Annotated in this window: 14 protein-coding genes; 12 read left to right on the forward strand and 2 right to left on the reverse strand. The window is 33.3% G+C overall.

From position 1 onward, the window contains the following. Positions 1–274: 274 nt before the first annotated feature. The 3 genes from ATE84_RS23320 (at position 275) to ATE84_RS23330 (ending at position 4,615) form a co-directional block, all read left to right on the forward strand. Positions 275–1,429, forward strand: coding sequence for a 5-(carboxyamino)imidazole ribonucleotide synthase (locus ATE84_RS23320; RefSeq protein ID WP_101450208.1), 1,155 nt, complete (start codon positions 275–277; stop codon positions 1,427–1,429). Positions 1,430–1,523: 94 nt separating this feature from the next. Beyond that, on the forward strand, positions 1,524–2,009 hold the full coding sequence (gene purE / locus ATE84_RS23325) for a 5-(carboxyamino)imidazole ribonucleotide mutase (protein ID WP_101450209.1): 486 nt from the start codon (positions 1,524–1,526) through the stop codon (positions 2,007–2,009). Between the two features lie 584 nt (positions 2,010–2,593). Then, complete coding sequence (locus ATE84_RS23330) at positions 2,594–4,615, forward strand: M3 family metallopeptidase (RefSeq protein ID WP_101450210.1); 2,022 nt, start codon at positions 2,594–2,596, stop codon at positions 4,613–4,615. A gap of 74 nt (positions 4,616–4,689) precedes the next feature. Here ATE84_RS23330 and ATE84_RS23335 read toward each other — a convergent pair whose 3' ends face one another. Next, positions 4,690–7,071: a M20/M25/M40 family metallo-hydrolase gene (locus tag ATE84_RS23335; RefSeq protein ID WP_101450211.1), complete on the reverse strand. Its 2,382-nt coding sequence runs from the start codon at positions 7,069–7,071 to the stop codon at positions 4,690–4,692. Positions 7,072–7,730: 659 nt separating this feature from the next. On the opposite strand from ATE84_RS23335, the gene ATE84_RS23340 reads away from it, so the two are divergent. The 8 genes from ATE84_RS23340 (at position 7,731) to ATE84_RS23375 (ending at position 12,293) form a co-directional block, all read left to right on the forward strand. Next, the gene (locus ATE84_RS23340; protein WP_025666415.1) at positions 7,731–8,234 is read left to right on the forward strand and encodes a GbsR/MarR family transcriptional regulator; all 504 of its coding nucleotides are present in this window, start codon (positions 7,731–7,733) and stop codon (positions 8,232–8,234) included. Between the two features lie 89 nt (positions 8,235–8,323). Continuing rightward, on the forward strand, positions 8,324–8,767 hold the full coding sequence (locus ATE84_RS23345) for a hypothetical protein (protein WP_101450212.1): 444 nt from the start codon (positions 8,324–8,326) through the stop codon (positions 8,765–8,767). A gap of 12 nt (positions 8,768–8,779) precedes the next feature. Next, positions 8,780–9,661: a cyclopropane-fatty-acyl-phospholipid synthase family protein gene (locus tag ATE84_RS23350; RefSeq protein WP_101450213.1), complete on the forward strand. Its 882-nt coding sequence runs from the start codon at positions 8,780–8,782 to the stop codon at positions 9,659–9,661. Between the two features lie 12 nt (positions 9,662–9,673). Next, positions 9,674–10,582: a TIGR01777 family oxidoreductase gene (locus ATE84_RS23355; protein ID WP_101450214.1), complete on the forward strand. Its 909-nt coding sequence runs from the start codon at positions 9,674–9,676 to the stop codon at positions 10,580–10,582. A 6-nt stretch (positions 10,583–10,588) separates the two neighbouring features. Beyond that, positions 10,589–11,062, forward strand: a complete 474-nt coding sequence (locus ATE84_RS23360) for an SRPBCC family protein (RefSeq protein ID WP_101450215.1) — start codon at positions 10,589–10,591, stop codon at positions 11,060–11,062. Positions 11,063–11,174: 112 nt separating this feature from the next. Further along, positions 11,175–11,729, forward strand: coding sequence for a sigma-70 family RNA polymerase sigma factor (locus tag ATE84_RS23365; RefSeq protein WP_101450216.1), 555 nt, complete (start codon positions 11,175–11,177; stop codon positions 11,727–11,729). Positions 11,730–11,734: 5 nt separating this feature from the next. Beyond that, positions 11,735–11,989 (forward strand): hypothetical protein, encoded by a 255-nt coding sequence (locus ATE84_RS23370; RefSeq protein ID WP_101451218.1) that lies wholly within the window; start codon positions 11,735–11,737, stop codon positions 11,987–11,989. 49 nt (positions 11,990–12,038) lie between these two features. Beyond that, the gene (locus ATE84_RS23375; protein WP_101450217.1) at positions 12,039–12,293 is read left to right on the forward strand and encodes a hypothetical protein; all 255 of its coding nucleotides are present in this window, start codon (positions 12,039–12,041) and stop codon (positions 12,291–12,293) included. Here ATE84_RS23375 and ATE84_RS23380 read toward each other — a convergent pair. Then, a complete protein-coding gene (locus ATE84_RS23380) occupies positions 12,282–13,022 on the reverse strand; it encodes a hypothetical protein (protein WP_143273694.1) in 741 nt (246 codons plus the stop codon). The two genes, ATE84_RS23375 and ATE84_RS23380, sit on opposite strands and share 12 nt — an antisense overlap. Positions 13,023–13,249: 227 nt before the next feature. Here ATE84_RS23380 and gcvP point away from each other — a divergent pair, with 227 nt between their 5' ends. Beyond that, positions 13,250–16,105 carry an aminomethyl-transferring glycine dehydrogenase gene (gene gcvP, locus ATE84_RS23385; protein WP_101451220.1) on the forward strand — a complete coding sequence of 952 codons (2,856 nt, stop codon included), beginning with the start codon at positions 13,250–13,252 and terminating at the stop codon, positions 16,103–16,105. The last annotated feature ends 42 nt before the right edge of the window (positions 16,106–16,147 follow it).

Consider the following 16,147-nt stretch of genomic DNA (forward strand, 5'->3'; position numbering starts at 1 on the left):
TTAATTTAAAGCCGCAAAGATAGTGATTAGAAATGAGCATAGCTAAGAATTACGGTATCAACCTTATCATGACTACAGACAGGTTAAAATGATGAGGCATAAATCTTATATTGATCTGGATCAATATAAGGCTTAATCATCTGTATATAAAAAAAGATTCCTCCCAAATGAGCTTTCTCACAGTTTACTTATTGCATTTACCTTACATTATTGTGGTTATTCCTTCTGAAAAAATTATTTTTGCATTTTTAAGATAAATTTTGAAACCCCGGAAATGACAAATTTTTTCTCATCAAACTTTAAGTTAGGAATATTAGGAGGAGGTCAATTAGGCAAGATGATGCTCTATGACACTCGAAAATATGACATTCAAACATATGTCCTCGACCCAAGTCAGGATGCTCCTTGCAAAATAGCATGTGATCATTTTCAACAAGGTAATTTGATGGATTATGAAACTGTTTATAATTTTGGAAAAAAGGTAGATGTACTTACTTTTGAAATTGAAGCGGTAAATCTAAAAGCTTTAGCTCAACTAGAGAAAGAAGGTAAAAAAGTTTATCCAAGTTCAAAAACTCTGGAAAAAATACAAAATAAAGGAAGACAAAAGCTTTTCTATAAAGAAAATAAGATTCCTACTGCGGAGTTCACACGTTTTTCTAACAAGGCGCATCTTACCGAAGGTATTACCAATAACAAAATCAAACTTCCATTTGTATGGAAAAGTACGCAAGGAGGATATGATGGCAAAGGTGTTTCAATTATTAGATCTGGAGCCGACTTAGCAAAAATACCTGATACAGAATGCATTGCAGAACATCTAGTTGATTTTAAAAATGAATTAGCTGTAATTGTTGTTCGCAACCCTAGTGGAGAAATCAAAACTTATCCTGTGGTAGAAATGGAATTTCATCCAGAGGCCAATCAAGTAGAATATGTAATTTGCCCGGCAAGAATTGATTCTAAAATTGCTCAAAAAGCAATACAAATTGCTGAGAATGTATCTAAAGCTTTTGAGCATGTGGGGGTATTGGCTGTAGAAATGTTTCAAACACAAGATGACAAAATTCTCGTAAATGAAGTCGCACCAAGACCACATAATAGTGGGCATTATAGTATTGAAGCTAGTTATACTAATCAATTTGAGCAACACATAAGAGCTGTTTTGGATTTACCCCTGGGAGCAACAGAAAGTAAAGTAGGTGGTATTATGGTAAACCTAGTAGGCAAAGAAGGATACACAGGAGATGTTATCTATGAAAACATAGAAGAAATCATGAAAATGAAAGGTGTTACACCACATATTTATGGTAAAAAACAAACACGTCCTTATAGAAAAATGGGACATGTTACCATAATTCATGAAAACATAGATGAAGCTAGAAAAATAGCTGAAAAAGTAAAAAACACAATACAAGTAATTAGCTAGCAAAGGCTTAAATACTTATTTCATATACCTTCATATCTTATTATGATTGATAACTTTGAACAAATAAATACTAACAATAACAAATAATAATATAATGAGCAAGGTGGGAATAATAATGGGTAGCACTAGTGATATGCCAGTAATGGAAAAAGCTATCGAAGTGTTACAAGGTTTTGATATCGAAGTGGAAGTAGATATTGTTTCGGCACATCGTACCCCAGAAAAATTATTTGACTATGCCAAAAATGCACATACTAGAGGTATACAAGTTATTATAGCGGGAGCTGGTGGTGCTGCACATCTCCCTGGAATGGTAGCTTCATTATCTCCTTTACCAGTGATTGGTGTTCCTGTTAAGTCGCGTAACTCAATTGATGGGTGGGATTCTGTTTTGTCTATTTTACAGATGCCTGGAGGAGTTCCTGTGGCTACAGTAGCCCTGGACGGAGCTCTAAATGCTGGTATTTTGGCAGCACAAATTATAGGTGCAAATGATAAATGTGTTTTAGACAAAATCTTAATCTATAAAGAAGGATTAAAGCAAAAGGTAATTGAAGGAGCTAAGCAGATAAAAAAATAGCAAAAAAAAAGAGCCACTTCTCAGTGACTCTTTTGAATATCAGGCCTTACAAAAGAATATAACAATATTTATTAACCAACTTAAATATATTACACAAAAAATTCATCGTAAGACCATTACTCTTAAAACCTACAACAAAGGTAAAACCTTACTTTAATTACACAATAGAAGTAATGCTAAAATATTCATAATTTTCGATGAAATACATATTTCATCGATGAAATTTAATTTTTAACTATTTTTTAAGATTTTTTTGATCAGAAAAATAGACAGAAAAATCAAATATTAGGCAAAAAACAGGTTTTTAGATGAAAAATAGAAGACAAAAGAGCTGCAAAAATGCAGCTCTTTCGATATATTTGGTCTTTGCATTAGAACAATTATTTATATTCATACCCCAAATAAAAATAATCTTCTATTCTAAATACCAGACCATACTAATAAACCTAATCAAATCTATTGGTATAAAATTTAGTTTAATTAAAAACACTCCGAACCTCTAAGTGTTTTTCGATAAAAGGCTATTTTTTTCCGATATAAGAAACTTATAATAAAAAAAACAAGAAGAAATCATTATTACGACAATGAACAATCCACTATTAAAACCATTTGATGCTGCGCCATTCTCAGAAATAAAGTCAGATCATTTTTTACCAGCTATAAAAAACGGTATTTCTATTGCTAAAAAACAAGTAGATGCCATAGTCACTAATTCAGACCAGCCATCATTTTCTAATACTATAGAAGCTTTAGAATATTACGGAGAGCTATTAGACAGAGTCACCAGCGTCTTTTTTAATTTGAATAGTGCCGAGACTAATGAAGAAATTCAAAAAATAGCACAAGAAGCCTCTCCCTTGCTTTCAGAATTCAGTAATGATATAGCTCTTAATTTGGACTTATTTAAGAGAATCGAAATAGTATATAAACAAAAAGAATCATTAGATCTTAATCCAGAGCAATCCAGACTTCTTGAAAAAAGATATAAATCATTCTCGAGAAATGGAGCTAATCTTCCTGATGAAAAAAAAGAAAAACTTAGAGAAATCGATAAAGAGCTTTCTACGCTAAGCTTAAAGTTTGGTGAAAACGTGCTTGCCGAAACTAATAAATTCGAGATGTTGCTTACCGATGAATCTGATGTATCTGGCTTACCAGAAGGAGCAAAAGAAGCAGCCAAAGCTATGGCAGAAGCAAAAGGTAAAAAAGGATGGTTAGTAACCCTGGATTACCCTAGTTATATTCCTTTTATTACTTATGCTGATAATCGCGAACTGCGTAAAAAACTGGCTCTTGCTTTTGGATCCAAAGGTTTTCATAACGATGATCTGGATAACCAAGATATTGTTTTAAAAATTGCAAATCTTAGACATCAACGCGCTCTTCTTTTAGGGTACTCCTCTCATGCAGATTATATTCTGGAAGAAAGAATGGCAGAAACCCCCGACACTGTGTTTTCATTTCTAAATGAGATTTTAGAGAAAGCCAAACCTGCATCAGAAAGAGAATTTAAACAATTAGAATCCTATGCTAAGGAATTAGATGGGATTGATCAATTACAAAAATGGGACGGAGCCTACTATTCGGAAAAGCTAAAACAAAAACTCTTTGATCTTGATGATGAAAAATTGAAACCTTATTTCAAGTTAGAAAATGTAATTGAAGGTGTTTTCACTGTAGCTTATAAATTATTTGGTCTTCAGTTTAAAGAAGTTAGTAATGTAGACACCTACCATGAAGAAGTAAAAACATATGAAGTTACCGATACTGAAGGTAATTTCATTTCATTATTTTATGCAGATTTTCATCCCCGACCAGGTAAACGTAATGGTGCATGGATGACCTCTTATAAATCGCAAATGAGAAAAAATGAGGAAAATATAAGACCCCATGTTTCTATCGTCTGTAATTTTACCAAACCTACCCCCAGTAAACCCTCTTTATTGACCTTTAATGAAGTAACTACTCTATTTCATGAATTTGGCCATGCATTACATGGCATGTTAGCTGACACTACGTACCCTGGTCTGTCAGGAACTAGCGTATATTGGGATTTTGTAGAATTACCAAGCCAGGTCTTGGAGAATTGGTGTTATGAAAAAGAAGCTCTGGAGCTTTTTGCCAAACATTATGAAACAGGTGAAATAATTCCTATGGAACTGGTTGAAAAGATTAAAGAATCCGCAACCTTTATGGAAGGTATGGCTACACTACGTCAATTGAGTTTTGGATTACTCGACATGTCATGGCATGCAAAAGATCCTAGCGCTATTAAAAACGTAAAGGAACATGAAAAAACTACTTTTTCAGCAACTTCTTTATATCCCAATGTAGAAGAAAACTGTATGAGTACGGCTTTTTCGCATATTTTTCAAGGAGGATATTCTGCAGGGTATTACTCTTATAAATGGGCAGAGGTACTAGATGCTGATGCTTTTGAGTATTTCAAAGAAAATGGAATTTTTAACCGTGAGATTGCTACCAAATTTAAAGATCATGTCTTATCAAAAGGAGGTACCGAAAATCCTATGGTTCTTTACAAGCGTTTTAGAGGTCAGGAACCAAAACCTGAAGCTTTATTAAAGCGAGCAGGGTTAATCAAATAAAAATACCATATCAAGTCTGTTGAAGCTAAAAACTTCAACAGGCTCGATATGATAGATTTAAGATATCTTCATTATTACTTTATAATCATTTGCTTTGTAGCATTTTTTGATCCATTAAAAAGTGTCAAAAAGTATACTCCAGTAGAAAACTTTGAAGTATTGATTTGAGTAGCTTTACTTTTAAGTCTAACCTCTTGTACGATATTTCCTTTTACATCTACAACCAACATACTACCTGATTTCCATAATCCATTATTAACAGTAATCTCTATATGACCTTCTGTTACAGGGTTCGGATAAAAGTCAAAAGACATGCTATCATCTGTTAATAAATCAGCAGTTGAACTTCTTGCAAAAAGTCCTCCACAAGGTCCAATACGATTCCAACTACTAGTAGTTTTTTCATAAAGATAACCACTATAGGTTACTCGATCACCAACTTGATAGGTTTCAGAAGAACTATACGGTGCAACACCAGCACAAGGATCAGTGCTTCCTCCTTTGGTAGTTACATTGATTACATTACTTGCAGCGGATACATTACCAGCAGCATCTTTTGCTTTTACACTAAATGTATATGCAGTACTAGCTGTTAACCCCGTGATATTAGCTGTGGTTCCTGAAACAGAAGTTTCGACAGCATTTCCTTTATACACATCATATCCAGTTACTCCTGTATTATCTGTAGAAGATGTCCATGATAGCGTTAAAGTGGTCTGCGCAATATTTGATGCAGCTAATCCTGTTGGAGCAGAAGGCACTTGGGTATCTCCCCCACCGGAGCCTCCTATAACAACAGTATAATCCTCTACTTCTCCATATTCAAAAGACTCACAAGCTGTAGGAACTGCATTATATTTCATAGAAACTCGCATTCTTGTGCTTCCATTTTTTGCTTCTGATGGCACTGTAAAACTACCACTCACTGGTGTTGTTTTTGAAGCTGTTTTGCTCCAAACTAATTCTCCAGAATCAGCAAAATCTTTATCCTGATTAAAATCAATCCATACAGCGTATCCTTCGCTATAAGTAGTTCCTGGCCATTTTGGTGTAACGGTAATAGTATGAGATGCTCCTTTAGAAAGATTTGTAGTTTCTACTGTAAAATCACTATATCCACCACTTCCTGCTGTAGAGGTTTTGCTTATTGTTCCTAAAGCAACTTTACCAATATACTCATCTGATGTTTTTTGCCCATTAGAAGCGCAATATCCAGTTGGAGGATTACCACCAGAACCTGCATTAGAAATTTCGATAAGATATTCTAAAGCTAATTTTGCAAATTTGGCAGCATGAGTTGCATTTGCTGTAGGAAAGTTTGATGATGTATCTCCAGAAGTATGAATCTTAGGGTTACTCTCATTAAATCTTGCTTCAATAGGAAATGCTGTTTCGTATCCCTGTTGTGCAAAACTATGGTGATCAGAACACCCATAATTACATGCAGAGTTATTATATGTAATTTTATGTGTTCCAGACGCATTGTAATGATCCATTAATTTCCTTAAGAAATTATTTAAAGAAGTACTATTGTATGAATCTGTTGTAATAAAAACATCCTGTGTAGAACCTTTATAATTTGTCATATCTAATTGCATATAACTCACTATATTCACATTACGATTTTTATAATCTCTCGCAATTTCTTTAGATCCTACCAATCCTACTTCTTCTGCAGCAAATGCCATGAATTCAACCGTTCTTTTTGGCTTGTAATTCATATTAAATAACACTCTTGCAACTTCTGTAATTGTTGCAATACCAGAAGCATTATCATCTGCTCCCGGAGCATTATCCTGGTTACGTGGTGATGTTGAATCTAAATGCCCTCCTAGTATTACATACTCATCTGGTTTTTCTGTTCCTTTTATGGTCATGATAACAGACGGCATAGAAGTACCTGAATGATTCACAAGTCTAACAGATACATCACTACGGTTACCAGCAAGACCTTCCCATTTTGTTTTTAAATCTGTAGAAGCTCTTTTTGCACTACTTCTTGTATGGTATCTGGTTCCATAATTTTCTAATTCTTTAATATGCTTATCGATATTAGAATTATTGACCAACCCCAAACTTTGATTTACCAATTGATCCTGGGTGATTTCAAAAGCAACCGCTGCTTTTGCCGAAGAACTATTTTTTGATTTTTGAATTGAATTAACTTTTGCTATTGCTTCTATAGCAGCTTTTTCAGAAGTTTCATAAAAATATCCTGGCCCATGCCTTAATCCTGTGTGATGCAATTCTTCTGCAGAATGCTCATTAAGCATTACGGCACTATACCCATTAATCGACTTAATGATTTTTACATCATTTGGATGATTCTTTTTTAGTTTCAATGCATCCTGGGTATCCATCGTGGCATGAAACATTTTTGACCGTTCCTGCGCATAAATGCATGATGTTAATACGCTTAGCGATATCGCTAAAAAAAATAAATTTAGTTTTCTCATCGTTAGTTTAGTTTGTTGAGTTTGTACTTGTGTTTATAATTTGTGTTTATTTATCTAAAATACATAATATCATGGTTGATAAAAAGACGTTTTATCATAGAATAATCAAGGTAAATCCGTAATAATCTATCAATTACTAGGAAGATAAAAGTAAATACGTTTTGTTAATCGTTACCCCGGAAATGTTAAATCTCTAACCCCTTTATAACATAGATTATAGTGAAGTAAAAAGTTTTTTTACCAAACTATCTAAATACGTACTTTACCAGAAATTAAAGTTTTCCTCTATCTTTTATAGTAACCAAGTCCTATTTGTGAAGTAATGTTATAGATCAATTGCAAAAATCGAGAAAAACCCCGAGTCGTATCGCAAATGTCTTTAAGTAGGTTATTAAGTTTCATAAGTTGATTTTTTGATGTGTTTGTGTATTTTTCAGTAAACTAAAATATCAAAAAAACTCTTATCAAGCCAATACATGCATGTCCTAAATCAATGAAAAGATGTCCTAAAACACAATTTAGTACACCTCTTTGGGTATACTATAGCCAATACGTCATATCAATATAATAGTTACCTCCAAATTATGCGTTTTTTCAAAATTGGACCAACAAACTTTCAGTATTTTTTGAAAGTTTGAAATTTTTTATATATTTGCAATATGAATTATGATGAAGCAAAAAATAAGTTTATTTCTACATGGGGATCTTTAGGAACCTTATGGGGCATTAATAAAGCTATGGCACAGATCCATGCTCTATTATTAATATCTCCAGAACCTCTTTCTATGGAAGATATCATGGAGCAATTACAAATTTCAAGAGGTAATACCAGTATGAATTTACGCCAATTGATGGATTGGGGTATTGTTTTTAAAGAAAACAAAATGGGAGAACGAAAAGAATATTTTACCTCAGAAAAAGACGTACAGGAGCTGGCAAGACAAATTGCCAAAGAGAGAAGTCGACGAGAGTTACAACCAACTATCAAAATTTTAAAAGATGTTTCGAACATCGATGAAGATGGAACAGCAAAAACCAAAGAATTAATAAAACAAACCAAAGCTTTACATGAAATGGCTGATACATTAGACATTTTGATGAATAGAGTTATTGGTCAGGATCATAACTGGATCACAAAGGCATTGGTAAAGCTAATTAAATAAAAAAGCTGCAAACAAAAGAAAGGAGAAATTCTCCTTTTTATTTTCAATATTAGTTTCAATTTTTTCTGAAACTTTAAAACTATAAAAACATGAAATTCGATATTCCAAACTGGTTAATCATAGCAGGAGGTATTGGTCAAATATTTACTGCCTTAATATATCCATATATAAGACATAAAGTATTTGATTGGTATACCGATGTAAAGCAACTAAAACCTCTTAATCAAGAAATCGCAAAAACGTATGGACGATATATCCAAGGTCTTAATTTTTCTTTCGGATTAATAGCAATCCTACTTACCTCCCACCTTAAGGAGCAATCTGAATTAGCAATAGCATTAACTGGATTAATTGCAGCATACTGGGTTGGTAAAGTTGCAACACAAATAGCATATTATCCTATGTATGAAATTCCGAAGAAAAAGATATTTAAAATAGGTAGCTATTTTATGAATTGCCTATTCCTCCTTTTTGCTACTGTTTATACTTTATTGTTAATCTATAATTGTATAGGTTTTTTTGACCTCTACTAAAACTATATCATCATGAGCACATTTACCATATTACATAAACTAAAGCTTAAAAGATCATCTACTAGGGAAAAGATAATCCAGTTTTATGATGAAGCGACAGAAGATTATGAGTTCTGGAGTAACGATTTCAATATGCATTTTGGGTATTATATCCCTTTTAAAACAAGTATCCTTAAAAGAGATTCAATGCTCAATGAAATGAATCAGCAGGTTTTTGATCGTTTACAAGTCGCTAAACAAAATTCACTTGTTGCCGATCTTGGATGTGGTATTGGCGGCACTATACAATATGGACTGAGAAAATATCCTTTATTACACATCATTGGTGTAACCCTATCATCATTTCAAGTTAGAGAAGGAAATAAAAGATTGCAACATAAGAATGGATTAATTATAGAAGAAAACTATCATCATACATCTTTTAAAACTAATAGTGTAGATGGAGCATATGCTATAGAAAGTTTCTGTCATTCTGGACACAGTAAAGAGGCCTTACAGGAAGCACATCGAATATTAAAACCAAACTCTAAATTAGTGATCGCAGATGCGTTCTTAAAAAAAGATGAAGAACAGTTATGTATAGGTAGTAATTACTGCTACGAACAACTTTGCAAAGGATGGAGTTTAGAAGGTTTAGGAAGCATCAAACAAGTAGAAAAAACTCTAAACCAAATAGGTTTTAAGAATGTAACTATCGAAGATGTATCATTTAGAGTTGCTCCTTCTGTTCTTCACGTACCTTTTGCAATCACAACATTTATATTAAAAAAACTATTCAGAAAAGAAGCTTTAAAGCCGCAAAGTTGGAAAAACCTGAAAGGATCACTATTTGCATTACTTTCTGGAATACACACAAAAAGTTTTGGATACTATTTAATTACAGCAGAAAAATAAAATCAGAAAACAATGAAAAAAATAGTCATAGCAGCAGGAACAGGTTTTCTTGGAAAAATACTTATAGCATATTTTAAAACAAAAGTAGAATCTATTACAATTCTAACCCGTGGAAAAAGTAGAACAGAAAATAATGTTCAATTTATGCATTGGGATGCAAAAACCACTGGAGATTGGGTACATGCACTAGAGAATGCAGAAATAATAATCAATCTAACCGGTAAGTCTGTAGATTGTAGATACACCCAAAAGAATAAAGATCTTATTCTAAATTCAAGAGTAACCTCTACCGCTATTTTGGGAGAAGCTATAAGCAAATGTAAAAATCCTCCCAAAATCTGGTTAAACTCATCAACAGCAACCATCTATAGACACTCTTTAGATAAAGAAATGGATGAAATTAATGGAGAAATAGGAACTGGGTTTTCTGTTGATGTTGCTACATCATGGGAAAAAACATTTTTTAACCAGCAAACTCCCAAAACCAGAAAAGTAGCATTAAGAACCTCTATAGTCTTAGGCAAAAAAGGAGGAGCTTTACCGCCAATTCTTAATTTAACCAGAATTGGATTAGGAGGAAAACAAGGCAATGGAAATCAAAAATTAAGTTGGATACATGAACTAGACTTTGCAAGAAGTATCGAATTTATCATAAAAAATCCTGGTATTAAAGGTGTGATAAATATTGTTTCTCCTAAACCCGTAACCAATTCAGTCTTTATGAAAACACTTAGAGGAGTTGTGAAAATTCCTTTGGGAATTCCTATTTCAAAACCTATACTAGAATTTGGAGCACGAATTATTAAAACCGAAACCGAACTCATACTCAAAAGCAGAAATGTAATTCCTTCAAAACTCATGAATAATGGATTTCAGTTCTTGTATCCCGATATTAAACCCGCATTAATTACACTTATTTAGAAAATTATGACAAGCATACGACTAACAACCCAAATAAAAGCTCCTGTCAAAAAAGTATTTGATTTAGCCAGAAGTATTGACTTTCATATGATGTCTGCAGAAAAAACAAAAGAAAAAGCTATAGCAGGAAGAACTTCAGGATTAATAGAATTAGGAGAAACCGTTACCTGGAGAGGACAACATTTTGGAATCTATCTCTTGCATGAAAGTAAAATTATTGAGTACAATTATCTTTATAATTTTACTGATGAAATGATCAAAGGGTGTTTTAAAACTTTTAAGCATCAGCACATTTTTTATAAAACACCATCAGGTACAGAAATGATAGATATACTCAAATACGAAACACCCTTTGGCATTTTTGGTAGATTATTTGATAATTTTATCTTAAAAAGATATCTCACTCAATTTCTTAACGCTCGCAATCGGTCCATAAAATCACATTTAGAAATCAGAAAACACAGTAAAAATGCTTCCTAATACCTACCAACAAAGATTCAATAATTGTTAACGTAAAATACTGATTAGTTAAAGCATTTATAAGATTCAACTTTTTATCCTATTTTTGGTGAATATAACAACAGGAAATATAATGTCAACAAACACCATAGACCCTAATACATGGGTGGATAAGTACAGTGATTACCTATTTAACTATACCATTGTAAGAGTTGATGATAAAGAAATTGCGCAAGATTTAGTACAAGAAACATTCTTTGCAGGACTCAAATCAATGAAAAATTTCAAAGGTGAAGCTAGTGAACGTACTTGGCTTATTTCTATCCTGAAAAGAAAAATCATCGATCACTATCGTAAAATTAATAGTAATAAAGGTAAAGCAGAAGTAAGAATGAACTATACTTCTGACTCTGAAACTGAAGGTGACTGGTTAGAAGAGCGTGTAGCTGATCCTTTTGATGGTAATGCAGAAGGCGAGATCGAAAATAAAGAATTGGGCTTAGCCATACATGATTGTATGGGAAAATTACCTCAAAAACAAGCCCGTATTTTTAAATTAAAAACAATACAAGGTTTCGATACAGAAGCTATTTGTAATGAATTTGAAATCACTGCGTCTAACTTATGGGTGATTATCCATAGAGCACGTACAGCAATGGCTGAATGTCTAGAAAAAAATTGGTTTTAGGGAAAATGAGTAATAAAAAGGGAATATTAGTAAGTTGTTCAGAAGCAAATCATTTCTGTGATAAAAATCAGTATAAAGAAGCTACTTTTTGGGAAAAAGTAAAGCTAAACATACATTTGATATATTGTAGAGTTTGTAGAAAGTATTCTACAAATAATGGAAAACTAACGCGATTAATGAAAGATCCGAAAGTAATTAGCATTAATCGTTCTGATAAAGAAGTAATGAAAGAACGATTAAAACAAAGAATGCAACAGTAATAAATTAATTTGTAATGCCCTCGAATAAAAGAAGTACACAAAGAGTATAATGAAAACTAATAATAAACTATTTGTATCCTGTGAAGAAGCAAAACATATTTGTGATAAAAACCAATATGGAGAAGCTTCCTTCCTAGAAATAGTAAAACTTAACATTCGTCTTGCATATTGCAAAGTAACCCGAGCATATTCTAAAAAAAACATAAAACTCACAAAGACTATTGACAAGTCTAAAATTGAATCAATTAGTGCCTCTGACAAAGAAGCAATGAAAAAAGAAATACAAAAAGAATTAACTAAATAAAGATTCGAGAATAACCAGAATAAGCAACCACATTATCGGAATACTCTCTACCCAAAAAGAACAATAATATTCTGATTGTTTTTTTTCTGTTCCCCACAAAAAGAAAAGGCTTATAGTAGTTACTAATATCTTACTTAAAATTTCTGTCGAAGATATCAACTCATTTTTTACAGCTGTTAATAGCAAAAAGATAACCAACAAAATACTGCCAAAAACTTTAGTTCTTGTAATTCCAATTTTTTGCGGAACTGTTTCTAATGCTGCATTATCATATTGAAGATCTCTTACTTCAAAAGGTAACATCATAACAACAATAAATAAAAAACGCTGAATCATTTCTATCAAAAAATTTAAGTTCAGATTTCCTTCAGCATGTATTAACGGAACCAACACAGTGACACCTGCCCATATTACACCAATTATAAAGATCTTTACTCCTGCAAAACTCCTCAAGTTCTTCCTATTAGGAAAAACAGGTACTACATATAGTACTGTTAATGCAATAAATGGCAGCATATATAACCAGGTACGAATTGATATTTTAAATGCAAAATAGATAAACGACAAACTACAAAGGATCGTCAAAATACGAATGCCTTTCATCGATTTGGTTAATCTTCTGTGGTAAAGTTTAGAGACTTTAGAATATTTCACAAAATTATATGCAGTAATAGCTCCTAAAAAAGAAAAAAGAATGAAGGTAAATTGATCAGTTATTCCATATTTCATAAAGGTAACTTGTATCAAAGCACAGATAGCTAAAGCAACATGAATACTGCCGTTAATGTAGAATCTAAATATATCTTTTAAGGTTTTCACTTTGTTTATTAGGGGTTATGTGTTAACAAAACCCGAATTTGGTTAAAAACTTGATAGGTCTAGGTTAATTTATTGTGAAAGTTTTAGCATTTAAATATGTATTTTTGAAATCTCAATTTTCAACTGTTTTTTTCGTTATGAAAACCGATTCCTTTAAACTACGTCATATAGGTCCATCAACAAAGGATCTTAGTGATATGCTAAACACAATTAAAGCAGATTCTTTAGAACAATTAATATACGAAACTGTTCCTGATGATATTCTTTTAAAAAAATCATTAAATCTTGATTCTGCCATGAGCGAACAAGAATATTCTGCGCACATACAAAAGCTTTCGGCAAAAAATAAAGTATTCAAAACCTATATAGGTTTAGGATATCACGAGGCTAGTTTACCCGCAGTTATACAACGTAATATCCTTGAAAACCCAGGGTGGTATACCGCTTATACACCATATCAGGCAGAAATTGCACAAGGCAGACTAGAAGCTTTGTTGAATTACCAGACTATGGTTTGTGATCTTACCGGTATGGAATTAGCTAATGCTTCTTTATTAGATGAGAGTACAGCTGCTGCAGAAGCAATGACGATGTTATTTGCTGTACGATCTAGAGATCAGAAAAAAAATAATGTAAATAAGTTTTTTGTTTCCGAAGAAATATTACCTCAAACACTTTCCTTATTACAAACAAGAGCAATTCCTTTAGATATTCAATTAGTAATAGGAAATCACCAACAATTTGACTTTTCAACCGAATTTTACGGTGCTATTTTGCAATATCCGGGTAAATCTGGTCAGGTACATGATTATGCTGGTTTTGTTGAAAAAGCTCACCAAGCAGAAATCAAAGTTGCTGTAGCAGCAGATATATTAAGCTTAGTATCATTGAAATCTCCAGGAAGCTTTGACGCAGATGTTGTGGTAGGAACTACGCAACGTTTTGGGATTCCTCTGGGGTATGGTGGTCCGCATGCTGGTTTTTTTGCCACAAGAGAAGCGTATAAAAGAAATATCCCTGGTAGAATTATTGGGGTTACTCAAGATGTAAATGGTGGGCGTGCCTTACGAATGGCATTACAAACTCGAGAACAACATATTAAAAGAGATAAAGCAACTTCTAATATCTGTACCGCACAAGTACTCTTGGCTGTTATGGCCGGAATGTATAGCGTGTATCATGGTCCAGAAGGCTTAAAATATATCGCTTCAAAAGTTAATGCTTTTGCAGTAACACTAAGTACAGAATTAAAAAAATTAGGATTCAATCAACTTAATACTGCTTATTTTGATACCATTCGCATACAAGGTGATGCGACCAAAATAAAAGAGATTGCAGAAGCTCATGAGGTAAATTTCTTTTATCCCGATTCTGAAACCGCTTCGATTTCTTTAAATGAGGCAACAACAATTGAAGATCTAAATACCATCTTATCAATTTTTTCCAAAGTTGCTGAAAAAGAATATTCGCCTATTCAGGAAATTGATAATGCTGATAATATAGATCATAATCTGAAACGTAATACCGAGTTTTTAACAAATGATGTATTCAATTCTTACCATTCTGAAACAGAATTGATGCGTTATATTAAAAAATTAGAGCGTAAAGATTTATCATTGAATCACTCAATGATTCCTTTAGGATCATGTACAATGAAACTTAATGCTGCCTCAGAAATGTTGCCACTTAGTGATCCTCAATGGGGAAACATACATCCTTTTGCACCTATAAATCAAGCTCAAGGGTATCAAGAAGCTCTAAAAAAACTCGAAGAACAACTTACCGAAATCACTGGTTTTGCTGCTACATCCTTACAACCAAATTCGGGGGCACAAGGAGAATTTGCAGGATTAATGGTAATTCGTGCATATCATGAATCAAAAGGCGATCACCATCGTAATATCTGTTTGATCCCATCATCAGCCCATGGTACCAATCCAGCTTCTGCTGTAATGGCAGGTATGAAAGTAATTGTTACCAAAGCCACAGAAGAAGGTAATATTGACGTAGAAGATTTACGAGAAAAAGCAGTAAAATATAAAGATAACCTTGCCGCTTTAATGGTTACCTATCCATCAACACATGGAGTATATGAATCTGCTATTAAAGAAATTACTCAAATTATTCATGATAATGGTGGACAAGTATATATGGATGGTGCGAATATGAATGCCCAGGTAGGTTTAACCAATCCTGGAGCAATCGGCGCAGATGTATGCCATCTTAATTTACATAAAACTTTTGCCATACCTCATGGTGGAGGTGGCCCTGGCGTTGGTCCAATTTGTGTAGCCAAACAGTTAGTTCCTTTTCTGCCTGGTAATCCAATTATCACTACTGGAGGAGATCAAGCAATCACCGCAATTTCTGCAGCTCCATGGGGATCTGCTCTGGCATGTTTGATATCTTATGGATATATTACTATGCTTGGGGTAGATGGTTTAAAAGAAGCTACTCAATATGCTATTCTAAATGCTAATTATATCAAAGAATGCCTTGATGGTCATTATGACGTGTTGTATGTAGGAGAAAAAGGAAGAGCTGCTCACGAAATGATTTTAGATTGTAGACCTTTTAAAGCAAACGGTATAGAGGTTACTGATATTGCAAAACGACTTATGGATTATGGATTCCATGCTCCTACAGTTTCTTTTCCGGTAGCCGGAACCATTATGATCGAACCAACAGAGAGTGAAAGTAAAGCAGAATTAGATCGTTTTTGTGATGCTATGATCTCAATACGCAAGGAAATAGCAGAAGCTTCTGCTGATAATCCAAACAATGTTATGAAAAATGCTCCTCATACTATGGCCATGCTTACAGCCGACACATGGGATTTTCCGTATTCGAGAGAACAAGCAGCATATCCATTATCATATGTAGCCGATAACAAGTTTTGGCCATCTGTACGTCGTGTAGATGACGCATATGGCGACAGAAACTTAATTTGTACCTGTGCACCTATCGAGGAGTATATGGAAACAGAAGCTTAAGAAATGGTATTCTATAAATAATAAAGAGGTGACTTTATGGTT

The organism is Aquimarina sp. MAR_2010_214, from assembly GCF_002846555.1.
Classification (GTDB): domain Bacteria; phylum Bacteroidota; class Bacteroidia; order Flavobacteriales; family Flavobacteriaceae; genus Aquimarina.

Excerpts from the sequence above, each read along its gene's own strand:
- ATE84_RS23320 (WP_101450208.1), top strand. The coding sequence starts at position 275 with ATGACAAATTTTTTCTCATCAAACTTTAAGTTAGGAATATTAGGAGGA.
- purE (WP_101450209.1), top strand. The coding sequence starts at position 1,524 with ATGAGCAAGGTGGGAATAATAATGGGTAGCACTAGTGATATGCCAGTA.
- ATE84_RS23330 (WP_101450210.1), top strand. The coding sequence starts at position 2,594 with ATGAACAATCCACTATTAAAACCATTTGATGCTGCGCCATTCTCAGAA.
- ATE84_RS23335 (WP_101450211.1), bottom strand. The coding sequence starts at position 7,071 with ATGAGAAAACTAAATTTATTTTTTTTAGCGATATCGCTAAGCGTATTA.
- ATE84_RS23340 (WP_025666415.1), top strand. The coding sequence starts at position 7,731 with ATGAATTATGATGAAGCAAAAAATAAGTTTATTTCTACATGGGGATCT.
- ATE84_RS23345 (WP_101450212.1), top strand. The coding sequence starts at position 8,324 with ATGAAATTCGATATTCCAAACTGGTTAATCATAGCAGGAGGTATTGGT.
- ATE84_RS23350 (WP_101450213.1), top strand. The coding sequence starts at position 8,780 with ATGAGCACATTTACCATATTACATAAACTAAAGCTTAAAAGATCATCT.
- ATE84_RS23355 (WP_101450214.1), top strand. The coding sequence starts at position 9,674 with ATGAAAAAAATAGTCATAGCAGCAGGAACAGGTTTTCTTGGAAAAATA.
- ATE84_RS23360 (WP_101450215.1), top strand. The coding sequence starts at position 10,589 with ATGACAAGCATACGACTAACAACCCAAATAAAAGCTCCTGTCAAAAAA.
- ATE84_RS23365 (WP_101450216.1), top strand. The coding sequence starts at position 11,175 with ATGTCAACAAACACCATAGACCCTAATACATGGGTGGATAAGTACAGT.
- ATE84_RS23370 (WP_101451218.1), top strand. The coding sequence starts at position 11,735 with ATGAGTAATAAAAAGGGAATATTAGTAAGTTGTTCAGAAGCAAATCAT.
- ATE84_RS23375 (WP_101450217.1), top strand. The coding sequence starts at position 12,039 with ATGAAAACTAATAATAAACTATTTGTATCCTGTGAAGAAGCAAAACAT.
- ATE84_RS23380 (WP_143273694.1), bottom strand. The coding sequence starts at position 13,022 with ATGAAATATGGAATAACTGATCAATTTACCTTCATTCTTTTTTCTTTT.
- gcvP (WP_101451220.1), top strand. The coding sequence starts at position 13,250 with ATGAAAACCGATTCCTTTAAACTACGTCATATAGGTCCATCAACAAAG.